22 protein-coding genes are annotated in these 20,482 nt (G+C 67.3%); 17 read left to right on the top strand and 5 right to left on the bottom strand.

Translation table 11 applies throughout. The features are described from left to right. Positions 1–8: 8 nt before the first annotated feature. Entirely contained in the window at positions 9–443 is a 435-nt protein-coding gene (gene mscL, locus G7B69_RS10695) for a large conductance mechanosensitive channel protein MscL (protein ID WP_166179048.1), read from the bottom strand. Positions 444–599: 156 nt separating this feature from the next. Between mscL and G7B69_RS10690 the strand changes: the two genes are divergently transcribed. The 5 genes from G7B69_RS10690 to G7B69_RS10670 are packed head-to-tail and all read left to right on the top strand — an operon-like array spanning position 600 to position 4,289. Continuing rightward, a complete protein-coding gene (locus G7B69_RS10690; protein ID WP_166179200.1) occupies positions 600–1,277 on the top strand; it encodes a LemA family protein in 678 nt (225 codons plus the stop codon). Positions 1,278–1,300: 23 nt separating this feature from the next. After that, positions 1,301–2,128 carry a TPM domain-containing protein gene (locus G7B69_RS10685; protein ID WP_243415122.1) on the top strand — a complete coding sequence of 276 codons (828 nt, stop codon included), beginning with the start codon at positions 1,301–1,303 and terminating at the stop codon, positions 2,126–2,128. 2 nt (positions 2,129–2,130) lie between these two features. Beyond that, a complete protein-coding gene (locus G7B69_RS10680; RefSeq protein WP_166179046.1) occupies positions 2,131–2,805 on the top strand; it encodes a TPM domain-containing protein in 675 nt (224 codons plus the stop codon). A 9-nt stretch (positions 2,806–2,814) separates the two neighbouring features. Continuing rightward, the gene (locus G7B69_RS10675; RefSeq protein WP_243415121.1) at positions 2,815–3,375 is read left to right on the top strand and encodes an NUDIX hydrolase; all 561 of its coding nucleotides are present in this window, start codon (positions 2,815–2,817) and stop codon (positions 3,373–3,375) included. Beyond that, the gene (locus G7B69_RS10670; RefSeq protein ID WP_166179044.1) at positions 3,372–4,289 is read left to right on the top strand and encodes a ketopantoate reductase family protein; all 918 of its coding nucleotides are present in this window, start codon (positions 3,372–3,374) and stop codon (positions 4,287–4,289) included. The genes G7B69_RS10675 and G7B69_RS10670 overlap by 4 nt, the downstream gene beginning before the upstream one ends. On the opposite strand, the gene G7B69_RS10665 is transcribed toward G7B69_RS10670, so the two are convergent. Further along, positions 4,286–5,203, bottom strand: coding sequence for an isopenicillin N synthase family dioxygenase (locus tag G7B69_RS10665; protein ID WP_166179042.1), 918 nt, complete (start codon positions 5,201–5,203; stop codon positions 4,286–4,288). The two genes, G7B69_RS10670 and G7B69_RS10665, sit on opposite strands and share 4 nt — an antisense overlap. A 113-nt stretch (positions 5,204–5,316) precedes the next feature. Here G7B69_RS10665 and G7B69_RS10660 point away from each other — a divergent pair, with 113 nt between their 5' ends. From G7B69_RS10660 to G7B69_RS10640, 5 genes are read left to right on the top strand one after another with little or no spacing between them, the layout of a single operon-like run. Continuing rightward, positions 5,317–6,156, top strand: coding sequence for a beta-etherase (locus G7B69_RS10660; RefSeq protein WP_166179040.1), 840 nt, complete (start codon positions 5,317–5,319; stop codon positions 6,154–6,156). A gap of 3 nt (positions 6,157–6,159) precedes the next feature. Further along, positions 6,160–7,128: a 2-hydroxyacid dehydrogenase gene (locus G7B69_RS10655; protein ID WP_166179038.1), complete on the top strand. Its 969-nt coding sequence runs from the start codon at positions 6,160–6,162 to the stop codon at positions 7,126–7,128. Then, complete coding sequence (locus G7B69_RS10650; RefSeq protein WP_243415120.1) at positions 7,125–8,036, top strand: kinase; 912 nt, start codon at positions 7,125–7,127, stop codon at positions 8,034–8,036. The genes G7B69_RS10655 and G7B69_RS10650 overlap by 4 nt, the downstream gene beginning before the upstream one ends. Then, positions 8,024–8,494 carry a (2Fe-2S)-binding protein gene (locus tag G7B69_RS10645; protein WP_166179036.1) on the top strand — a complete coding sequence of 157 codons (471 nt, stop codon included), beginning with the start codon at positions 8,024–8,026 and terminating at the stop codon, positions 8,492–8,494. Before G7B69_RS10650 ends, G7B69_RS10645 begins: the two co-directional genes overlap by 13 nt. Next, the gene (locus G7B69_RS10640; protein WP_166179034.1) at positions 8,487–10,718 is read left to right on the top strand and encodes a xanthine dehydrogenase family protein molybdopterin-binding subunit; all 2,232 of its coding nucleotides are present in this window, start codon (positions 8,487–8,489) and stop codon (positions 10,716–10,718) included. The genes G7B69_RS10645 and G7B69_RS10640 overlap by 8 nt, the downstream gene beginning before the upstream one ends. On the opposite strand, the gene G7B69_RS10635 is transcribed toward G7B69_RS10640, so the two are convergent. Together G7B69_RS10635 and G7B69_RS10630 are read right to left on the bottom strand one after the other, a co-directional pair. Continuing rightward, positions 10,715–11,275 (bottom strand): NTP transferase domain-containing protein, encoded by a 561-nt coding sequence (locus tag G7B69_RS10635; protein ID WP_166179032.1) that lies wholly within the window; start codon positions 11,273–11,275, stop codon positions 10,715–10,717. The genes G7B69_RS10640 and G7B69_RS10635 overlap by 4 nt on opposite strands. Next, positions 11,272–12,117: an XdhC family protein gene (locus tag G7B69_RS10630; protein ID WP_166179030.1), complete on the bottom strand. Its 846-nt coding sequence runs from the start codon at positions 12,115–12,117 to the stop codon at positions 11,272–11,274. The genes G7B69_RS10635 and G7B69_RS10630 overlap by 4 nt, the downstream gene beginning before the upstream one ends. Positions 12,118–12,217: 100 nt before the next feature. Here G7B69_RS10630 and G7B69_RS10625 point away from each other — a divergent pair, with 100 nt between their 5' ends. The 6 genes from G7B69_RS10625 to G7B69_RS10600 all read left to right on the top strand — a co-directional run bounded on the left by G7B69_RS10625 (position 12,218) and on the right by G7B69_RS10600 (position 17,942). After that, the gene (locus G7B69_RS10625; RefSeq protein WP_166179028.1) at positions 12,218–13,552 is read left to right on the top strand and encodes an MFS transporter; all 1,335 of its coding nucleotides are present in this window, start codon (positions 12,218–12,220) and stop codon (positions 13,550–13,552) included. A gap of 44 nt (positions 13,553–13,596) precedes the next feature. Continuing rightward, a complete protein-coding gene (gene hmgA, locus G7B69_RS10620) occupies positions 13,597–14,877 on the top strand; it encodes a homogentisate 1,2-dioxygenase (protein WP_166179026.1) in 1,281 nt (426 codons plus the stop codon). Beyond that, positions 14,874–16,166, top strand: coding sequence for a fumarylacetoacetase (gene fahA, locus G7B69_RS10615; RefSeq protein WP_166179024.1), 1,293 nt, complete (start codon positions 14,874–14,876; stop codon positions 16,164–16,166). Before hmgA ends, fahA begins: the two co-directional genes overlap by 4 nt. Then, positions 16,163–16,813 carry a maleylacetoacetate isomerase gene (gene maiA, locus G7B69_RS10610; protein ID WP_207786002.1) on the top strand — a complete coding sequence of 217 codons (651 nt, stop codon included), beginning with the start codon at positions 16,163–16,165 and terminating at the stop codon, positions 16,811–16,813. The genes fahA and maiA overlap by 4 nt, the downstream gene beginning before the upstream one ends. A gap of 110 nt (positions 16,814–16,923) precedes the next feature. Further along, positions 16,924–17,142: a hypothetical protein gene (locus G7B69_RS10605; protein ID WP_166179022.1), complete on the top strand. Its 219-nt coding sequence runs from the start codon at positions 16,924–16,926 to the stop codon at positions 17,140–17,142. A gap of 116 nt (positions 17,143–17,258) precedes the next feature. Further along, positions 17,259–17,942 (top strand): Crp/Fnr family transcriptional regulator, encoded by a 684-nt coding sequence (locus tag G7B69_RS10600; RefSeq protein WP_166179020.1) that lies wholly within the window; start codon positions 17,259–17,261, stop codon positions 17,940–17,942. On the opposite strand, the gene G7B69_RS10595 is transcribed toward G7B69_RS10600, so the two are convergent. After that, positions 17,943–18,614, bottom strand: coding sequence for an OmpW/AlkL family protein (locus G7B69_RS10595; RefSeq protein ID WP_166179018.1), 672 nt, complete (start codon positions 18,612–18,614; stop codon positions 17,943–17,945). A gap of 212 nt (positions 18,615–18,826) precedes the next feature. On the opposite strand from G7B69_RS10595, the gene ccoN reads away from it, so the two are divergent. Next, positions 18,827–20,482, top strand: coding sequence for a cytochrome-c oxidase, cbb3-type subunit I (gene ccoN / locus G7B69_RS10590; protein ID WP_166179016.1), 1,656 nt, complete (start codon positions 18,827–18,829; stop codon positions 20,480–20,482).

The raw sequence follows: 20,482 nt of genomic DNA, 5'->3' as shown, positions 1-20,482 counted from the left end.
CCGGCGGCTCAGGGTCGCTTCTTCAGCTCGTCGCGGATTTCGGTCAGCAGGTCGACCTCGGACGGGCCTTGCGGCGCTGCCTCGGCCTTGCCTTCGGATTCTTCGGTCACCTTGCGCACGAAACGGACCATCATGAAGATGACGAAGGCCAGGATGACGAAGTTGACCACGGCGGTCAGGAACGCGCCGTAGCCGATCACCGCCGCGCCGGCTTTCTTGAGCGCGGCGTAATCGGCCATCGAGCCGTGGTAGTCGGCCGGCAGGCGCAGCACGACGAAATGGCTGGTGAAGTCGAACCCGCCGAAGATCCACCCGATCAGCGGCATGATCAGGTCGCCGGTGAGTGAGGTGACGATCGCTCCGAAAGCAGCGCCGATGATCACGCCGACAGCGAGGTCCATCACGTTGCCCTTGGCGATGAACGCCTTGAAGTCCTTCCACATGACGGCAATTCCTCCCCTGCGAGCGCGCGACGGCGACAACCTGCCACCGGGCGCGTGCGGTCACAAGGGCAGATGCTCTCCGGATATTCTTGAATGCCCGTCCAGCCGTGCTATCTATGCAATACACCACGGTCCCATCGGGAGGGTTGAATGACTATGCCGCTCGTTTCGCGTCTCGGACGTTTCGCCATCGTCGCGCTCGCCGCGTTCGGTCTCGCCAGTTGCGGGATCAACACGGTTCCGACCAAGGAAGAGGCGGCCAAGTCTCAGTGGGGCGCCGTACAGAGCGCGTATCAGCGCCGCGCCGACCTGATCCCCAACCTCGTCGAATCGGTCAAGGCGGCAGCCGGATCGGAAAACCAGATCCTGTCCAATGTCACCAACGCCCGCGCCCGCGCGACCGGGATCAACATCACCACCGACGACCTTTCGAATCCCGAGGAATTCGCCAAGTTCCAGGCGGCCCAGAACCAGCTGACGCAGGCGCTCGGCCAACTGCGCACGGTGGTCGAAGCCTATCCGCAATTGCAGAGCCAGGCGCGCTTCGCCGACCTGATGACCGCGCTCGAAGGCTCGGAGAACCGCATCAACGTCGAGCGCGACCGCTACAACGAGAAGGCGCAGGACTATAACACCACCATTCGCACCTTCCCCTCGATCATGGCCGCAAAGATCATCTATGGCGCCAAGCCGCTGGCTTATTTCAAGGCCGAGGAGGGCGCCCAGAATGCGCCCTCGGTGAATTTCACCGGCATGGCCGGCGCGCCCACGGCCGCCCCGGCGAACGACAACAGCCAGGCCAGTACCGCAGCACCTGCCGCCGCCGGACAGTGAGGCAGTCCGCTGGAGTACGCACGGTGACCAGGCTCGGCCTTTGGTTCGCGCTGATCGCGTTCCTGACGGCGCCGGCAGTGGCGCAAGACCTTCCGCCGCGTCCGCAGGGGCCGATATACGACCAGGCGGACCTGCTGCCGGCGGCGGAGGAAGCACAGCTCGATCAGCGGCTGCGTGAATTCGACGCGCGCACCGGAGACGCGGTGATCGTCGCCACCGTCGACAGTTTGCAGGGCGATACGATCGAGGACTATGCCCAGAAGCTCTACGCCGCATGGGGTATCGGCGGCGCGGAGCGCGACACGGGCGTGCTGCTGCTCGTGGCGCCCAATGAGCACAAGGTGCGGATCGAGGTAGGCTACGGTCTCACCCCATATATTACCGACATCCTGTCCGGACGGATCATCCGCGACGAGATCACCCCGCGCTTCAAGCAGGGCGACTTTCCGGCAGGCATCGAAGCCGGTGTCGGCGCGATGTTGACCCAGCTTTCAAAGAGCCCCGAGGACGCTAAAGCGATCGCCGAGGCGGCCGCGGCAGCGGAGAAAAACCGTTCGCAGGGCAACGGTATCCCCATCGGCGCCATCGCCTGGTCGCTGTTCATCGTGTTCTTCCTGGTCCTGCCGATGCTTCGTCGCCGGCGCGGCCAGCGCTATGGCGGTGGAGGCGTGGGCAGCGCTGTCGGCAATATCCTGCTGTGGAGCGCCCTCAATGCGGCGAGCCACAGCAATCGCGGCGGCGGTTGGGGTGGTGGCGCTGGAAGCGGCAGCTTCGGCGGCGGCGGTGGAGGCGGCTTCGGCGGCTTCGGCGGCGGCATGTCGGGCGGCGGCGGCGCGTCGGGGGGCTGGTAGGCATGGCACACCTGAGCGAGGCCGAGCACCTGGCGGTGAGCGCGGCGGTCTCCGCGGCCGAGGCGAATACCGCCGGTGAAATCGTGACCGTGGTCACCGACCGCTCCGACGGGTACAGCGACGTCGCGCTGATCTGGGCAGCCATCGCAGCCTTTACGGCAATCGCCACTCTGACCTGGTTCCCCGACTTCTACCTCGGCCAGGTCGACCACCTGCTCGGCAAATGGAACGCCGAATGGACTCCGCGCGGGATTTTCGGGCTGGCGCTGTTCGTCGGCATCCTCAAGTTCGCCGGCATGTGGCTGATCCAGCTGTGGCAGCCGCTCAAGTTCTTCCTCATTCCGGGCCCGATCAAGAGCCGCCGGGCGAACGCCCGCGCGCTCGAGCTGTTCAAGGTCGGCACCGACCGCCGGACCACCGGGCGCACCGGCATCCTCATCTACCTGTCGATGCGCGAGCGCCGCGCCGAGATCGTGGCCGACGAGGCGATCACCAGCAAGGTCGCGCCGGAAGTCTGGGGCGACGCCATGGCGGCGATGCTGATCGAGCTCAAGCGCGGCCAATGCGGCGCGGGCGTTGTCGCCGCGGTCGAGCGGGTCGGCACGGTGCTCGCCGAGCATCTCCCACGCGCCGACGGTGACGTAAACGAGTTGCCAGACCGGCTTATCGAACTCTAAGCGGCGGGCGTGAGCGAGCGCCCCCTGCCCCCCGACGCCGACGCCGACGCCCCCGAAATCATCGAGTGGGCCGGCAAGTTTGTCGAAGCCAAACGCCGCGGGCGCTGGGAATACGCTGGGCGCGCCCGCGGCATTCGCGCGGCGGCCATCCTGGCGCTCGACGCGGGCGAAGTGATCCTGGTCGAGCAGTACCGTGTGCCGCTGGGCAAGTACTGCCTCGAGTTTCCCGCCGGGCTGATCGGGGATGAAACCGAAGGCGAGGCCGTGCTGGAAAGCGCCGTGCGCGAGCTCGAGGAAGAAACCGGCTATCGCGCGGCACAGTGGGAAGAGATCGGCGAGTTCGCCTCCTCGTCCGGAATGCTCGGCGAGACGTTCACGCTGGTCAAGGCGACCGGGTTAACGCGAGTCGGCGAAGGCGGGGGGACCGAGCACGAAGACATCGTCGTCCATCGCGTGCCGCTGGACCGCATCGTGGAAACGGTCGCTGCATTCCGCCAGCGCGATGTGGCGATCGATTCGAAGCTGCTCATGCTGCTCGCCCCCGCCTTGCTCGAGGACGCGGCACAATGAGGGTCGCGGTGGTCGGCGCGGGTGCAATGGGCTGCCTTTACGCCGCAGCGTTCCACCGCGCGGGCGCGGCAGTGACGCTGGTCGACGTCAACCCCGAGCACATCGCCGCGATCAACGCGCGGGGGCTCGAGCTGGAGACTCGTGCCGGAATCGAAACCTTGCCGCTCCCCGCGCTGCGCCCAGAGCAAGCGACCGAAGCCGCCGATCTCCTAGTGCTGTTCACCAAGACCTTCCACACCGACGTCGCCCTCGAAGGGGTGAAGGCGATCATCGGGCCCGACACCCATGTGCTCACGCTGCAGAACGGGCTCGGCAACGACGAGGCGGTGGCGCGGCACGTCGCCCGCGAACGGGTCATCGCCGGCGTCAGCACCATGCCCTCGGACCTCGTCGGCTCGGGCCGGGTGCGCAGCCACGGAGAAGGCGGCTCGAAAATCTACCCGGCGTTCGGCGGCGATACCGGCTTCGCGCAACGGGTTGCGGACCTGCTCGCCGCGGGCGGCCTGCCGACCCATCTCGAGCCTCAGATCCAGGCCGCGATCTGGTCGAAGGCGATCTTCAACGCGGCGATGAACACGCTTTGCGCGCTAACCCGTCGCACGCCGGGCTTTCTCGGCGCGCATGACGAGGCCAAGGCGATGATCAGCGCGGTGGTGCTCGAAGGCGTCGCGGCCGCCAACGCCAGCGGCATCGCCATCCAGGCGCAGCCGATCCTCGACCTCACGGTCGTCTCGGTGACCGACCACGCCGACCACGAAGCCTCGATGCTGCAGGACGTGAAGGCGGGCCGTCCGACCGAAGTCGACGCGATCAACGGCGCGATCGTGCGTGCGGCGCGGAAAGCGGGCGTGGCGGTGCCGGTGACCGAGACGCTCTGGCGGTTGGTCAAGCTCGAGGACGCGAAGCTCGCCTAGGCCAGGTTGATCTCGCGCAGGCGCTGCTGGAGGTACTCGTCCGCCGTCACCGTCGGCTCGACCACCCCGCCCTCGCGGCAGCTCTGGAGCGGCTCGATCAGGAAGTCCGAGCGGAAGTGGAGAAAGAAGGGCATCGAGTAGCGCGCGCGCCGCGCCGCCTCGCCGGTGGGGTTCACCACCCGGTGCGTGGTCGAGCGCAGCCGATGCGCGGTGAGGCGCTGGAGCATGTCGCCGATGTTGACGGCGAGCGCGCCCGGCGGCGGCGAGACCGGCCGCCAACGGCCACCCTTGTCGAGCAGCTCGAGGCCGGCCTCTTCGGCGCCGAGCAAGAGTGTGATGGTGTTGATGTCCTCATGCGCAGCCGCCCGCACCGCCCCTTCGGCCTCGGGCGGCACCGGCGGATAATGCAGCAGCCGCAGCACCGAGTTGCCCTTTTCGACCGTCGCCGCAAAGAAGTCGCGCTCGAGCCCGAGGTGCAGCGCGATCGCCTGAAGGATGCGCAGCCCGGTCGCCTCGAACGCGGCGAACAGCGCCTCGAAGGTCGGGCGGAAGTCGGGCAGCTCTTCCGGCCAGACGTTGGCGGGCATGAACGCCGCGAGCGGGTCGCCCGGCTCGAGCGTGCGGCCGACGTGCCAGAACTCCTTGAGGTCGTGGACCGCGGCGTCCTTGGCCCGCTCGGTGCCGAACGGCGTGTAACCGCGCGCGCCGGCCTGGCCGGGAATCTTGTACTGGAGCTTCACCGCCTCGGGCAGGGCGAAAAACGCCTTCGAGTCTTCTTCGGCCCGCGCGATCAGCTCGGCGGGGATGCCGTGGTCGCGGACGATGGCAAAGCCGAACTCTTCGAACGACTGGCCGAGTTCGCGAGAGAATTCGGCGAGCGGACGGGACAGGGAAACGGATGCGATTTCAGTCATGCCTTCGCAATAGACATGAGCCGCGCGCCGCGCCAGAGTATCCGCGCTTCCCTTTTGTCCCGCCACCTCGTAGCAGAACGGACAAAGTCAATCTTGTCGAGAGGAGCCGCGCCATGGCCACGGACAACACCATCACTTTTTACGATCTCGCGCTGTCGACCGGCGCGACGATCAGCCCCTTCGTGTGGGCGACCAAATACGCGCTCAAGCACAAGGGCTTCGATCTCGACGTCGTCCCCGGAGGTTTCACGGGAATTCCCGAACGCACAGGCGGCAAGACCGAACGCCTTCCAGCGATTGTCGACGACGGCCAATGGGTGCTCGATTCGTGGGGCATCGTCGAATACCTCGACGAGAAGTACCCCGACCGGCCGATGCTGATTCCGCACCCGAGCGTCGCCATCGTCACCCGCGCGCTCGACGCCTGGTTCTGGCAAGTCGCGACCGGCCCGTGGATGCGCTGCAACTGCGTCAGCTACCGCGACCTCGCCGTTCCCGAGGACCACGAGTACATCACCTATTCGCGCGAGAAGATGCTCGGCAAGACGCTCGAGGAAATGCAGGAAGGCTACGAGGACCGCCTGCCGCAGATCTCCGCCGCGCTCGAGCCGCTGCGGATCGCGCTGCGCGAGGGCAAGTACCTCGGCGGCGACACGCCTAACTACGCCGACTACCGCATCCTCGGCTCGATCTTGTTCACCGCATCGGTGTGCAAGAACAGTCCCGTGCTGGCCGACGACGACCCGCTGCGTCCGTGGATCGACAGCCTGCTCGACATGTTCGGCGGGCTGGGCCGGCATCCGGGGCTGTTCAACCTGTTCGGCCTCAAGCAGCGCGAAGGCGACCCACCGCTGTTCATGCCGCAAGGCCAGGGCGGCATCCACAAGCGCAACACCGGGCCGGAATCGACCCGCGCCGAGACCCAGCGGATCACCGAAGGCATGAAGGCCTGAGGCTTGGCGAAAGCGCGCGTTCTCGTCACTCGGCGCTGGCCGGAGGAAGTCGAGCGGCAGCTGGCCGAGCGGTTCGAGGTCACCTTCAGGGAAGGTGATGCCCCGCTCGGGCAGGCCGGCCTCTCGGCGGCGATGGGCGAGTACGACGTGTTGTGTCCGACGGTGTCCGACCGGATCGACGCCGACGTGATTGCCGCCGGTGACCGCGTGAAACTCATCGCGAACTACGGCGTCGGTTTCGATCACATCGACATCGCCGCGGCGAAGGCGAAGAGGATTGCGGTCACCAATACTCCCGGCGTGCTGACCGACGCGACCGCGGACCTGGCGATGACGCTACTGCTGATGGCCGCCCGCCGCGCCGGACAAGGCGAGCGCGAGCTGCGCGCGGGCCGCTGGCGAGGCTGGCGGCCGACGCATCTCATCGGCTCCTCGCTCAAGGACAAGGTCCTCGGCCTCGTCGGCTTCGGCCGCATCGGCATCGCCACCGCCCGGCGGGCCCATCACGGTTTCGGGATGAAGATCGCCTACTACGGCCGGCGCGAGGCGCTGCCGGACGTGACGCGCGAGCTCGATGCGCAGTTCTATCCCGAGCTGAACGACCTGCTCGCGGAGTCGGACTTCGTCTCCCTGCACGTGCCCGGCGGTGCCGAGACCCAGGGCCTGATCGGCGCCGAGGCGCTCGCGACGATGAAGCCGGGCAGCTACCTCATCAACACCGCTCGCGGCGGCGTGATCGACCATGCGGCGCTTGCCGAGACGCTGCGCAGCGGCCACCTCGCCGGCGCCGGGCTCGACGTTTACCCCGCCGAGCCGCAGGTGCCCGAGGAGTTGCTCGACCTCGAAAACGTCGTGCTCCTGCCGCACCTCGGCAGCGCCACCCGCGAGACCCGCATCGCTATGGGCGAACGCGCGCTGGCCAACGTCGTCGCCTGGGCCGAGGGCCGCCCCCTCCCCGATCGCGTCGCATGAGCAGCGCGATCGAACGCTTGATTGAGGCGGAAGGACTGCCGGCCGACTACCGCGAGATCGCCGACAAGTACTGGCGCCCGCTCAGCGAGGACATCGCCGAGCGCTACGCCGAAAGTCCCGGGGGCAAGCCGCTGATCGTCGGCATCAACGGCGCCCAGGGCTCGGGCAAGTCCACTCTGTGCAAGTTCCTCGAAGTGCTGCTGGTCGAGCACAACCAGGTCGGCGTCAGGCTTTCGCTCGACGATCTCTACCTGACGCGCGCGGAGCGGCACAAAGCCGCCGCAGATCGTCATCCGCTCTTCGCCACGCGCGGCGTGCCCGGCACGCACGACGTCGAGCTCGGCATGGCGATCCTCGACCGGCTGGTCGCCGGAAAGGACGCCGACCTGCCGATTTTCGACAAGGCGGCGGACGACCGCGCGCCTGAAAGGCGGCCTGTCAAAGGGCCGATTCAGGTCGTCCTGTTCGAAGGCTGGTGCGTCGGTGCCGCGCCGCAGCCCGCGGCCGACTTGCGAGAGCCGGTTAACGAGCTCGAGCGAACCGAAGATGCCGATGGAACCTGGCGCCTCGAGGTCAATCGCCGCCTCGCCACCGACTACGCCGAGCTGTTCGCACGGATCGACCTGCTGATCATGCTCAAGGTACCCGATTTCGCGGCCGTGCGCGCCCATCGGCGACTGCAGGAACACAAGCTCGGTGCAGGGCCGGCGGTGATGGATGACGCCGCGCTCGAGCGCTTTCTGGCCCATTACCAGCGGCTGACCGAATGGATGTTCGCCGAAATGCCGGGGCGCGCGGACATCCTCGTCGAAATCGACCGCGACCAGCGGCCAACGCGGGGTTTCCACCAAGCCCTGATCCGTGTAGACTTTGTCCGGACTTCCGGAGGATTCTCATGGCCACGCTGACCATCAACGGCGAGACGCGAACGCTCGACGTGCCCGACGACATGCCCCTGCTGTGGGCGCTCAGGAACGAGCTCGGCATGGTAGGCACCAAGTTCGGTTGCGGCATGGGCCTGTGCGGCGCCTGCACGGTGCATGTCGACGGGGTGGCGACGCGCAGCTGCTCGGCGCCGGTTGGTTCGCTCGCCGGCAAGAAGATCTCGACCATCGAGCATCTGGGCGAAACGCCGCTCGGCAGGGCGTTGCAGAAAGCCTGGCTCGACGTCGACGTCATGCAGTGCGGCTATTGCCAGGCCGGGCAGCTGATGACCGCGAGCGCCTTGCTGGCAAAGAATCCGAACCCCAGCCAAGCCGAGGTGGACAGCGCCATGCAGGGCAACATCTGCCGTTGCGCCTGCTACGGCCGCATCCGCGAGGCGATCCAGATCGCCGCCAAGGAAGGAGCCACCGCCGATGTCTGAGCTCGCTGAAACCATGCAGGTATCGCGCCGCACGCTGCTCAAGGCGAGCGTGCTCGCCGGCGGCGGGCTCATGCTCTCCGCGACGATCCCCGGCATCGCCCGCGCCGCCACCGGCTCGGCCCAGGCCGCGCCGCTCAACGCCTTCGTGACCATCGCGCCCGACGGCGCGATCACCATCGTCGGCAAGAACCCGGAAATCGGTCAGGGCATCAAGACGATGCTGCCGATGCTGATCGCCGAGGAACTCGACGCCGACTGGGATAAGGTCGCGATCGTGCAGGGCGATTCCGACTCCAGGAAATACGGGCCCCAGCTCGCCGGCGGCAGCTTCGCCACGCCGATGAACTGGATTCCGATGCGCCAGGTCGGCGCGGCCGGCCGGGCCATGCTGCTCGAGGCCGCCGCGAAGCGTTGGGGCGTGACCGCCTCCTCGCTGACCACGTCGAAGGGCGTGGTTACCAATCCCGCCAACGGCAAGACTCTGACCTACGGCGAGCTCGCTACCGACGCAGCGGCTTCGGCCGTGCCGGACCCGGGCAAGGTCGCGCTCAAGGATCCGAAGGACTTCCACATCATCGGTCGCAAGATCGGCGGCATCGATAGCCCGAAAATCATCCATGGCGAGCCGATCTACGGCGTCGACACCCAGCTTCCGGGCATGGTCTATGCCGCTTACGAGCGCGCCCCGGTATTCGGCGCGAAGTACCTCTCGGCCAACCTCGCGGCCGCCAAGGCCGAACCGGGGGTGATCGACGTGATCGCCATCCCGGGCAGCGGAGGCCCCGAGCAGCTCGTCGACGGCGTGGCGGTGATCGCCAAGAACTGGTGGCTCGCCAACAAGGCCCGCAGCAAGCTTGGCGTCCAGTGGGACAACGGCGAGTGGGCGAGCCATTCGACCAGGGGCTATGACGAGCAGGCGCGCGCCTTCATGGCCAGCGGCAAGCCGGCGGAAAGCCTCAACAAAAAGGGCGACACCGCTGCCGCCTTCGCTTCGGCGGCCAAGGTGGTGGACGCAGAATATCACTATCCGTTCCTCGCCCACGTGCCGATGGAGCCGATGAACTGCACTGCGCAGTGGCATTCGAAGACCGGCACGATGGAGATGTGGGCGCCGACCCAGACGCCGAACGGCGGCCAGCAGTCCGTCGCCAAGATGCTTGGGCTCCCCGAGGACAAGGTGGTCGTCCACATTACCCGTTCGGGCGGCGGCTTCGGCCGGCGGCTGATCAACGATTTCATGCACCAGGCGGCGGCGATCGCGAAGGCCAAGCCCGACACTCCGGTCCAGCTGATCTGGACCCGCGAGGACGACGTCCGCGGCGATCACTATCGCCCGGCTGGCTGGCACCGCCTGCGCGCGGCGCTCGACGACAAGGGAAAGCTGACGGCGATCGAGGATCATTTCGTGACCTTCGACTTGCCGGGGGCCGGCGGGTTCAACCCGGCGACGATGCCGAAGGACCATTTCCCCTACGCGTTCGTCCCCAATGCCTCCTACGGCCAGAGCAAGATGAAGACCGCGGTGCCGATGGGTGCCTTGCGCGCGCCGACCTCGAACGCCCTCAGCTTCGTGTTCCAGTCGTTCCTCGACGAAGTGGCGCACGAGGCCGGCACCGACTTGCCGACGCTGCTGCTGGCGCTGGTCGACGGAGCCGAGGCGGAGCCGGCGCAACAGGGCTTCTTCGGCAAGCAGCCGGGCTTCGACCCTGGCCGCATGCGGAGCGTGATCAAAAAGGCCGTGGCAATGTCCGACTGGGGCCATGCCAGCCTGCCGCAAGGCCATGCGCTGGGCTTCGGTTACTACTACAGCCACCTCGGCCACTTCGCCGAGGTCGCCGAGGTCAGCGTCAGCAAGGCTGGCCTGGTTACCGTCCACAACGTGTGGATCGCCGGCGACGTCGGCAGCACGATCATCAACCCCTTCGGCGCGCTCAACCAGGTTCAGGGCGCGGCGATCGACGGCATCGGTCAGGCCTTGTCGCTGGCGGTTGAGCTCGACAAGGGCGCGGTAACCAACTCGAACTTCCACAACTACGCGATCCCGCGGATGCCGGTCGCGCCGCAGATCTACGTGGAGTTCGTGCCGAGCGACAACGCCCCGACCGGGCTCGGCGAACCGGCCTTGCCCCCGGTGATCCCGGCGGTGACCAATGCGGTGTTCGCCGCCACCGGAAAGCGCATCCGCAGCCTGCCGATCGACAAGAAGCTGCTGGCGACCGCCTAGCGCGCGCGCAGGAGCGCCTCGACGTCGGCCAGGTCCTCGGACCGGTCGACGTCGCGCAATTCCTGCGGGGACGTTTCGGTCAGGGTGACGCCGGCGAGGCTGCGCAGCACTTGCGCCGCGCCGCTGTCGCCCCTGAGGGCTGCGAGCGCCGGGAACAACGCCGCCGGGAAGCATGCGGGCACGCCGGGTTTGTTGCCCGGGTAGGCCACGGCCGCCGGTTCGTCAGCGGCGGCAAGCTGTCGCAGCGTCTCTGCCGAGACCAGCGGCATGTCGGCGAGCATGATCAGCAGCGCATCGCTACCCGCCGCCCATCGTGCGGCCAGCGCTGCCGAAGTGCCGAGCCCCTCGCCTGCGCGCTCATTGACCAGCAATTCGCAGCCGCGCGCAAACGCCGGCACCGGATCGCCGACCACCACCGTCAGTCGCTCGTGCGGCAGCGCCAGCGCGGTATCGAGCGCCCATTGCCCGAGCGGCTTGCCCGCGCACTGTGCATCGAGCTTGCCGCCACCGAAGCGCGTCGCGCCGCCCGCGGCGAGCAGGGCGATCGCCAGGCTCACCGGTGCGGGTGCAGCGCTTCGTAGGCGCCGACCACCTCGGCGAGCACCGACAGCGCGAGCACCGCCGGGTCGCGTGCCGCGGGAATCAGGCCGACAGGGCTGTTGATCCGCGCCAGATCGTCCTCGCCATGGCCAGCCGCGCGCAGCCGCGCGCGCCGCTCCTCGCGCGCCGGTGCGCCGCCTTGTGCGCCGATGTAGAACGCCGGCGTACCGAGCGCCCAGTCGAGCAGCGCGTGCTCCCACTCATGGTCGTGAAACAACAGCAACACCGCGGTCCACGCGTCGGCGGCGAGGTTCTGCGGCGGCCGTCCGAGCGAGAGCCCCTCCCCCGCCTCGCGCCACTCGACCTCGACACCCTGCGTCGTCGCCAGTCGCACGAGCGCAGAGCTTTCGGCACCCGCTCCGAGCAGCACGATCCGCAAGCGCGGGATGTAACGCCGCTCGCGCAGCATCCCGCCGCCGAGCGGCAGGACCGCCTCGCGGCGCGCCTGCAGCTCCGCCACGCAGCGCCGCAGCTCGGCGAGATCGGGCGCCGGATCGATCCAGATGTCGAGCCCCGAGCCGCACGGCAGGCGAAAGTCGACGAACGGCGAGCCCTGGCCATAGCGCAGCATCCGCGCCCCGCCCTCGGCCATGGCCGCCAGCGCCTGGCTGGCCAGCTCGTCGTCAAGGCACTTGTCGGCCATGTCGCCCACGCGGCTCCCGTCTGCCGCCACAGCGAGCTGGGTGCCGATCCGGCGCGAAAAGCTGCCGTCGATGCCGACGATCGTACACAGCGCGGCCTCGCCTCGCGCCGCGCGCATCAGCGCCGCGTGGTCGCCAGTGGGGAGAAGTCCGCTCATCCGCGAAGGGCTTTGCGCATCCGTGGGGAAAAGGCAATTTCCGCCGTGCGTTCGCTCGCCGCCACGGCTAAGCCCGTGAAAACGGGGACTGGGAGGATCGATGCAAAACAAGGCAACGGTGCGCGCGGCGTTCATTGCGGTGACGACGCTGTTCTTCGCCTGGGGGTTTATCACCTCGCTGATCGACCCGCTGGTGGCCTCGGTGAAAGGCGTGTTCGTCCTCACCAACGTCCAGGCCCAGCTCTCCACGTTCGCGTTCTTCATCGCCTACGGAGTGATCTCTTTCCCGGCAGCCGCGCTGATCGCCAGGCTCAAGCCGGTACCTTCGATCCTCGTCGCGCTGATGATGATGGTGGTCGCCTGCCTGATCATGCTCGGCGCGGCCAACATCGCCAGCTACACGCTGGTCCTCGTCGGATTGTTCGTGCTGGCGAGCGGAATCACCGTGCTGCAAGTCGCCGCCAACCCCCTCGCCGCGGCGCTCGGTGATCCCAGGGGCAGCCACTTCCGCCTGACCCTGTCGCAGACTTTCAACAGCTTCGGCACCTTCATCGGCCCGTTCCTCGGCGCGGTGCTGTTCCTCAAGGGCGTTGAGGTCAAGGAAGGCGCGGCGCTTAACCCCGCGGTGCGCGCCGCCGCGCTCGCCGGGATCGACCGTGCCTATTTCTGGATCTGCGGCCTGCTGATCCTGCTGCTGGTGTTCTTCTGGCTCAGCCGCAAAACGGTCGCGGACGCCGCGCCGCAGCCGGCGTCGGGCAAGGGGTTCGTCGCCCTCATCGCGGAGGCCTTCTCCTCGAGGTGGGCGCTGTTCGGCGGGGTGGCGATCTTCCTTTACGTCGGTGCCGAGGTCTCGATCGGCAGCCAGATGGCGCTGTTCCTCAATTCCAACGGCATTTGGGGCCAGTCGGACCTGCCGTTCACAGTGCCGCTGCTGAGCCACGCGATGGGCAGCGACGGGATCTCCGGCGTCAGCTTGCAGGAAGCCGGCAAGGCGGTGGCGTTCTACTGGGGCGGGGCGATGGTCGGCCGCGCGGTCGGTTCCGCGCTGCTCGCGCGCTACGAGGCGCCGCGGCTGCTCGCCTTCTTCACCGCCGTCGCCTGCGCGATGTGCCTCTACGTGTTCGCTTTCGGCGGGGTCAGCGCTGGCTTCGTCGCCCTCGCCATCGGGCTGTTCAACTCGATCATGTTCCCGGTGATCTTCACCCTCACTCTCGACCGCTCCTCGGCCAGCGCGGAGGCAACCTCAGGCCTGTTGTGCACCGCGATCGTCGGCGGGGCGTTCCTGCCGCTGGTGATCGGCGCGGTGGCCGACCGGGCGGGCTACATCGCCGCGTTCCTGGTGCCGGCAGCGTGCTACCTGGTGCTGTGGGTGTTCGCGCTTTCGGCAGGGAAAGTTGCCGCGCTGCGCCAGACGGAGCCCGCAGTCCTGCATTGATTTGAGGTCTCAAGCCCCATATCGGGGACCCAGGAGATAGTTTCATGTCTAACTATCATACCGGGTTCGGCAATCACTTCGCCAGCGAGGCTGTCGCGGGCGCGTTGCCGGTCGGGCGCAACAGCCCGCAGGTGCCGACGTTCGGGCTCTATGCCGAGCAGTTCTCAAGCACCGCCTTTACCGCGCCGCGCGCGCACAACCGGCGCAGCTGGCTCTACCGCCTGCGGCCGATGGCCGAGCACGCTCCATACGAGCCGCTGGCCCGCTTCGAGGTGCTCGCGAGCGCGCCGTTCACCGATCCCGTGAGCCCCAACCGCCTGCGCTGGGATCCGCTTCCCCCAGCCGAGGGTGATTGGCTCGAAGGCCTGATCACTTACGGCGGCAACGGCGATGTCGGCACCGGCTCGGGAGTCGCCGTGCACCTCTACGCCGCCAGCCGTTCCATGGGGCGCCGTGTGTTTCAGAACAGCGACGGCGAATTGCTGATCGTGCCCCAGCAGGGCGCGCTGCATATTACGACCGAACTCGGCCGGATGGACGTGCCGCCGGGCCATATCGCGCTCATCCCGCGCGGCCTGCGTTTTTCAGTCGCGCTCGAAGGCCCGAGCCGCGGCTACGTCTGCGAGAACTACGGCGCGCCGTTCCAGCTGCCCGATCTCGGTCCGATCGGCTCGAACGGCCTCGCCAATCCGCGCGACTTCGAAACGCCGGTCGCGTGGTTCGAGGACGTCGAGGGCGAGCACGAAATCGTCCAGAAGTTCCAGGGCGCCTTGTGGCGCACCGCGCTCGACCATTCGCCGTTCGACGTCGTCGCCTGGCACGGCAACTCGGCGCCGTATCGCTATGATCTCGCCCGTTTCAACACTGTCGGCACGATCAGCTTCGACCATCCTGACCCGTCGATCTTCACCGTGCTCACCAGTCCGAGCGAAATCCCCGGCACCGCCAACTGCGACTTCGTGATCTTCCCCCCCCGCTGGATGGTGGCCGAGGACACTTTCCGCCCGCCGTGGTTCCACCGCAACGTGATGAGCGAATTCATGGGGCTGGTCCGCGGCGCCTACGACGCCAAGGAAGGCGGCGGCTTCGAGCCCGGTGGCGCGAGCCTGCACAACCAGATGAACGGCCATGGGCCCGACGCCGAGACGCATCGCCGGGCATCCGGTGCCGAGCTCAAGCCGGTCAAGCTGGACGATACGCTCGCCTTCATGTTCGAAAGCCGCTGGGTGATCCGCCCGACCCGAGCCGCAATGGAACTACCCGAACTTCAAGGGGATTACGACGATTGCTGGCAAGGTTTCGAGAAAGCGAGGCTGCCCGAATGACGCAGATCGACGAAACCCACGACCCCCAGGCGACGAGCTGGATCGAAGGCGTAGACGGCCACGCCGAATTCCCGGTGCAGAATCTGCCGCTCGGCGTGTTCTCGCCGCCCGGCGGCGGCAAGCGCGGCGGCGTCGCGATCGGCGACTTGGTGCTTGACCTGAGCGCCGTCGCCGGTCTCCTTGAGCGCGAGGCCTCCGATGCCGCGCGATTGGCCTCAGGCGAAACCCTCAACGCCCTGTTTGCCGATGGCAACGCGGCCGCCGATGCGCTGCGCAAGGGAATCTTCCGGCTCCTCACCGATAGCTCAAGTCAACGTGAGGTCGACCCTGCGCTGATCCCGGCGGGCGATTGCCGCCTGCACTTGCCGTTCGCAATCGGAGACTACACCGATTTCTATACCGGCATCCATCACGCCACCAACGTCGGCAAGCAGTTCCGCCCCGACAACCCGCTGCTGCCGAACTACAAATACGTGCCGATCGGCTATCACGGCCGCGCCAGCTCGATCCGCCCGAGCGGCGGCGACGTCCGCCGGCCGCAGGGGCAGCGCAAGAGCCCCGACGGCGACACGCCGGTGTTCGGCCCTTCGCAGCGGCTCGACTACGAGCTCGAGATGGGCATCTGGACAAGCGGCTCGAACAAGCTCGGCAGTGACATCAAGATCGCCGAGGCAGCCGAGCACATCGCCGGGCTGTGTCTGCTCAACGACTGGTCGGCGCGCGATCTGCAGGCATGGGAGTACCAACCGCTCGGGCCGTTCCTGGCCAAGAATTTCCATTCGACCGTCTCTCCTTGGGTGGTGACGAGCGCCGCGCTGGCGCCGTTCCGCATTGCCCAGCCGCCGCGGCCCGAAGGTGATCCCGCGCCCCTGCCCTACCTGCTCGATGCCGAGGACCAGATGCACGGCGCCTACGCAATCGAGATGGAAGTTCGCCTTCTGACCCAAAGGATGCGCGACGCCGGCCAACCGGCCGAGCGGCTAAGCAAAGGGCCGATGACGTCGATGTACTGGACCGCGGCGCAGCTCGTCGCCCACCACACGGTCAACGGCTGCAATCTCCAGCCGGGCGACTTGCTCGGCACCGGCACCCTCTCGGGCGAGGCACGCGACAGCTTCGGCAGCCTGATCGAGCTGTCGCAGGGCGGCAAGGCGCCACTGACGTTGGCCAACGGCGAGACGCGCAGCTTCCTCGAGGACGGCGACGAAGTGATCATGACCGCGCGCGCGGTGCGCGACGGCTACCGCGCCATTGGCTTCGGCGAATGTCGCGGGCGCATCGCCGGATGAGTGAGGCGCTGGTCCTCCACGGCTACTGGCGCTCGGGCACCAGCTACCGCACCCGCATAGCGCTCAATATCAAGGCTGTGGCGTACGAGCAGGCGCCGGTCGACTTGCGCGCCGGAGAACAGCGATCCGAGGCGTTCCGCGCGCTCAACCCGCAGGGCTTGGTGCCCGCGCTCGAGACAGCCGACGGGGTGCTGACCCAGTCCTCGGCGATCCTCGAATGGCTCGAGGAACGCCATCCCGAGCCCCCGCTGCTCCCCGAGGCGCCGGGGGAGCGGGCGATCGTGCGGGCGATGGCCATGGCGGTCGCCTGCGACATCCATCCGCTCGGCAACCTGCGCGTGCTCAAGTACCTCAAGCAGCCGCTCGGGCACGAACAGCCGGCAATCGATTCGTGGATCGCCCACTGGATCGGCGAGGGATTCGCGGCGATCGAAACCATGATCGCGCGCCACGGCGGGCGATTCGCGTTCGGCGACAGCCTGACCATCGCCGATTGCCACTTGGTCCCGCAGTTCTACGCCGCGCAGCGCTATTCGGTCGACTGCTCGGCCTACCCGCGGCTGATCGAGTCGGCCCGAAACGCGATGGCCGAAGAGCCCGTCCGGCGCGCCCATCCCGACTACCAACCCGATGCCGATCCGGCCTGAAAAGCGCGGAAATCCTGCGCACGAGTCAAATCGCTTTGAGCCCGCCACAATTTCGTCTAATTGTCGCGCCGCGCCACAGTGGCGCAACAGGGTTCCTTAGGGGAGTTATTATGCGCAAACTCGTTATCGGACTTACGGCCGCCGTGCTGGTCACTGGTCTCGCCGCTTGCAACAAGGCCGACGAAACCACCGCGACCACGGAAGCCACCACCGAAGTCGCGCCCGCGATGGACGCGAGCACGGAAGCGGCTGCGACCGACGCGACCACCGACGCCGCGACGACCGAGACCACGACGACCGAGACGACTGCGGCCACCACCGCTCAGTAATCATACCGAACGAACGGCCGGCTCGCTTCGGCGAGCCGGCCGTTTTCGTTTCGCTCCGCCAACTCCGGATATATCCCGAGCGTGTGAGCCCCGGCCGACGTGATACGCGGCCCTCCATGACAGCCTGTGACACCTGCAGCGTGCGCAACCACGCGATCTGCTCGGCGCTCGAGCCGGCCGAACTCAACTCGCTCAACGCGATCGGCCGTCGCCGAACGCTCGAGGCCGGTGAGCCGCTCATCTGGGAGGGCGACGATTCGATCCTCGTCGCCAATGTCATCGATGGCATCCTCAAGCTCTCGACCGGCACCGAGGATGGCCGCGAGCAGATCGTCGGCGTGGTCTATCCGGCGGACTTCATCGGCCGTCCGTTCGGCGCTACGACCCGCCACTCGGTCACCGCGCTGACCGACGCGCGAGTGTGCGTGTTCGCCCGCGCCGATTTCGACCGCTTTGCCGGCGAGCACCCCGGCCTCGAGCACAAGCTGCTGCAACGCACGCTCGCCGAACTTGACCGCACGCGCAGCTGGATGCTCCTGCTCGCGCGCAAGAGCGCCGAGGAAAAGATCGCCACATTCCTGCTCGACATGTCCGAACGGCTGGCCGAGCCCGGCAGCGCTTCGCTCGGCCGCTTCGACCTGCCCTTCTCGCGCCAGCAGATCGGTGACGTCCTCGGCCTGACGATCGAGACCGTCAGCCGGCAAATGACCAAGCTCAAGCGCGACGGCGTGATCGACCTGCCGACGCGCCGCGCGGTCGCCATTCTCGATCGCGCAGAGCTTGAGGCCATCGCCGGCTGATCAGAACCGCATGCCGAGCCCGGCGCTCAGCACCCACGGGTCGAGCTGGTGGACGGTCGTGATCACGTTGGTGCCCCCCGCATACCAGCGCGCCGTGGTTTTGACGAAATAGCGCTTGGCATCGAGGCTCAGCGCGAGTCCCTTGTCGTTGAGCGGAACGTCCACGCCGCCCTGCAGGGCCAGGCCGAGCTCGTCGCTCATCTTGAAGTCGTCCGCACCGGCCGCGACGGCGGTCGCGCCAGGCTTCTCGCCGAACCACAGGAAATAGCTCGGGCCCGCGCCGACATAGGGCGAAATCCTGCCCGCGTTGAGATGGTACTTGAGCGTGAAGGTCGCCGGAATGAGGTGAGCATTCGAAACGAGCCGCGCTCCGGGAAGACCGGTCGTGCCGGTGACATGATGCTCGGTCACGCAGCAGATCGTCTCGAGCGAGACGGCCGGCGTGAAGAAGTATTCGATCGCCACGGTAGGTACGTAGTTGTCGCTCGCCTTGGTCTGCAGGGTGGCCGGCAAGCCGACGAGATCGGTCTTTACTTTGTCTATCTTGCCATCGGGCAGCACCGCCGTGCCCATCAGCTTGACCTGCCACTTCGAGCCGCCGTCGTCCGCCAAAGCGGGGGTGGCGAAGCCTGTCATCGCAGCGCAGGCGAGCAAGGCGGGGATGTTACGCATGTCATTCTCCTGGCGGCGCGCCGACTGCCTCGTGCAGCCGCCTCATCGCGTCGCCCCGCCCCGCTGCACCCGTCGCGCTTGGGCAACATTGACCGGCCGCAAAACGCCTGCCCCCGTACATTTCCCAATGCCGCGGACCGCCTTTGACGGCGATCAAAGAGCCTTGAGGACGGCAGGCCCACGGGCTGCGCGACAGACGAGGGTTCAAGTTCATGGAAGCAATTCTGACGCGTGCCGGATTGTGGTTCGGCGCCATGGTGCTGGCAGTCATTGCGGCTGCCTATGCGCACGACAGCGGCTTTGCCGCGCAGATGATGATCGTCGCGGTTGTGGCCCTGGCCGGCCTGTGGGTCAGCGTGGCTAGGGCGGACGTCGGCGCGATCGCCAGCGGCATCCTGCGGATGCCCGCCGACCCTTCGAAGTACGATGACGACCCGGTCCGCTGGGGCGTGCTGGCGACGGTGTTCTGGGCGATCGTCGGCATGCTGGCCGGGGTGCTGATCGCCTGCCAGCTCGCCTGGCCCCAGTTCAACGTCGAACCCTACCTCAACTTCGGCCGGCTGCGCCCGTTGCATACTTCAGGCGTGATCTTCGCATTCGGCGGCAACATCCTGATCGCCAGCAGCTTCTATGTTGTGCAGCGCACCTGCCGCGCGCGGCTCGCCTTCCCCGGTCTCGCCCGGTTCGTGTTCTGGGGCTACCAGCTGTTCATCGTCCTCGCGGCGAGCGGCTACCTGCTCGGGATCACCGAGAGCCGTGAATACGCCGAGCCGGAGTGGTACGTCGATATCTGGCTGACGATCGTCTGGGTGGCTTACCTGGCGGTGTTCGTCGGCACGCTGGTGAAGCGGGCGGAACCGCACATCTACGTCGCCAACTGGTTCTATCTGTCGTTCATCCTGACGATCGCGCTGCTGCACATCGTCAACAATCTCGCGGTGCCGGTCAGCTTCCTCGGTTCGCATTCCTATTCGCTGTTCTCGGGCGTGCAGGATGCGCTGACCCAGTGGTGGTACGGGCACAACGCGGTCGCGTTCTTCCTCACCGTCCCGTTCCTGGCGATGATGTATTACTTCGTCCCGAAGCAGGCCGGGCGGCCGATCTACAGCTATCGGCTGTCGATCCTGCACTTCTGGTCGCTGATCTTCCTCTACATCTGGGCCGGCCCGCACCACCTGCTCTACACTGCCCTGCCCGACTGGGCGCAGACCCTCGGGATGGTGTTCTCGATCATGCTGTGGATGCCGAGCTGGGGCGGCATGATCAACGGGCTGATGACGCTCAACGGCGCGTGGGACAAGGTCCGCACCGACCCGATCATCCGCATGATGGTGATGGCGCTGGCGTTCTACGGCATGGCCACCTTCGAAGGGCCGATGCTGTCGATCAAGTCGGTCAACTCGCTGTCGCACTACACCGATTGGACCATCGGCCACGTCCACGCGGGCGCGCTTGGGTGGAACGGGATGATCTCCTTCGCGGCGGTTTATTTCCTCGTGCCGCGCCTGTGGCACCGCGAGCGGCTCTACTCACTGCGCTGGGTGAACTGGCACTTCTGGATGGCGACCGTCGGGATCGTTTTCTACGCCGCCTCCATGTGGGTATCGGGCATCACCCAGGGCCTGATGTGGCGCGAATACGGCGCTGACGGCTACCTGGTGAACAGCTTCGTCGATACCGTTGCCGCGCTTCACCCGATGTACGTCCTGCGCGCGTTCGGCGGCACGCTCTACCTCGCCGGCGCCGTGCTGATGGTGGCCAACGTCTGGCTGACCGTCCTCGGCCGCCAGCGCGCCGAGAAGCCGATGCATCAAGCCGAGTTCAACCCTGCAGCCGACCGCCCGATCGCCGCGGTCCCGGCCGAGTAG

Origin of the sequence: Croceibacterium segetis, assembly GCF_011320115.1 — a bacterium.
In the GTDB taxonomy this organism is placed as follows: domain Bacteria; phylum Pseudomonadota; class Alphaproteobacteria; order Sphingomonadales; family Sphingomonadaceae; genus Croceibacterium_B; species Croceibacterium_B segetis.
The sequence above is the reverse complement of the archived record's forward strand: the minus strand, read 5'-3'. Positions and strand labels throughout refer to the sequence as shown.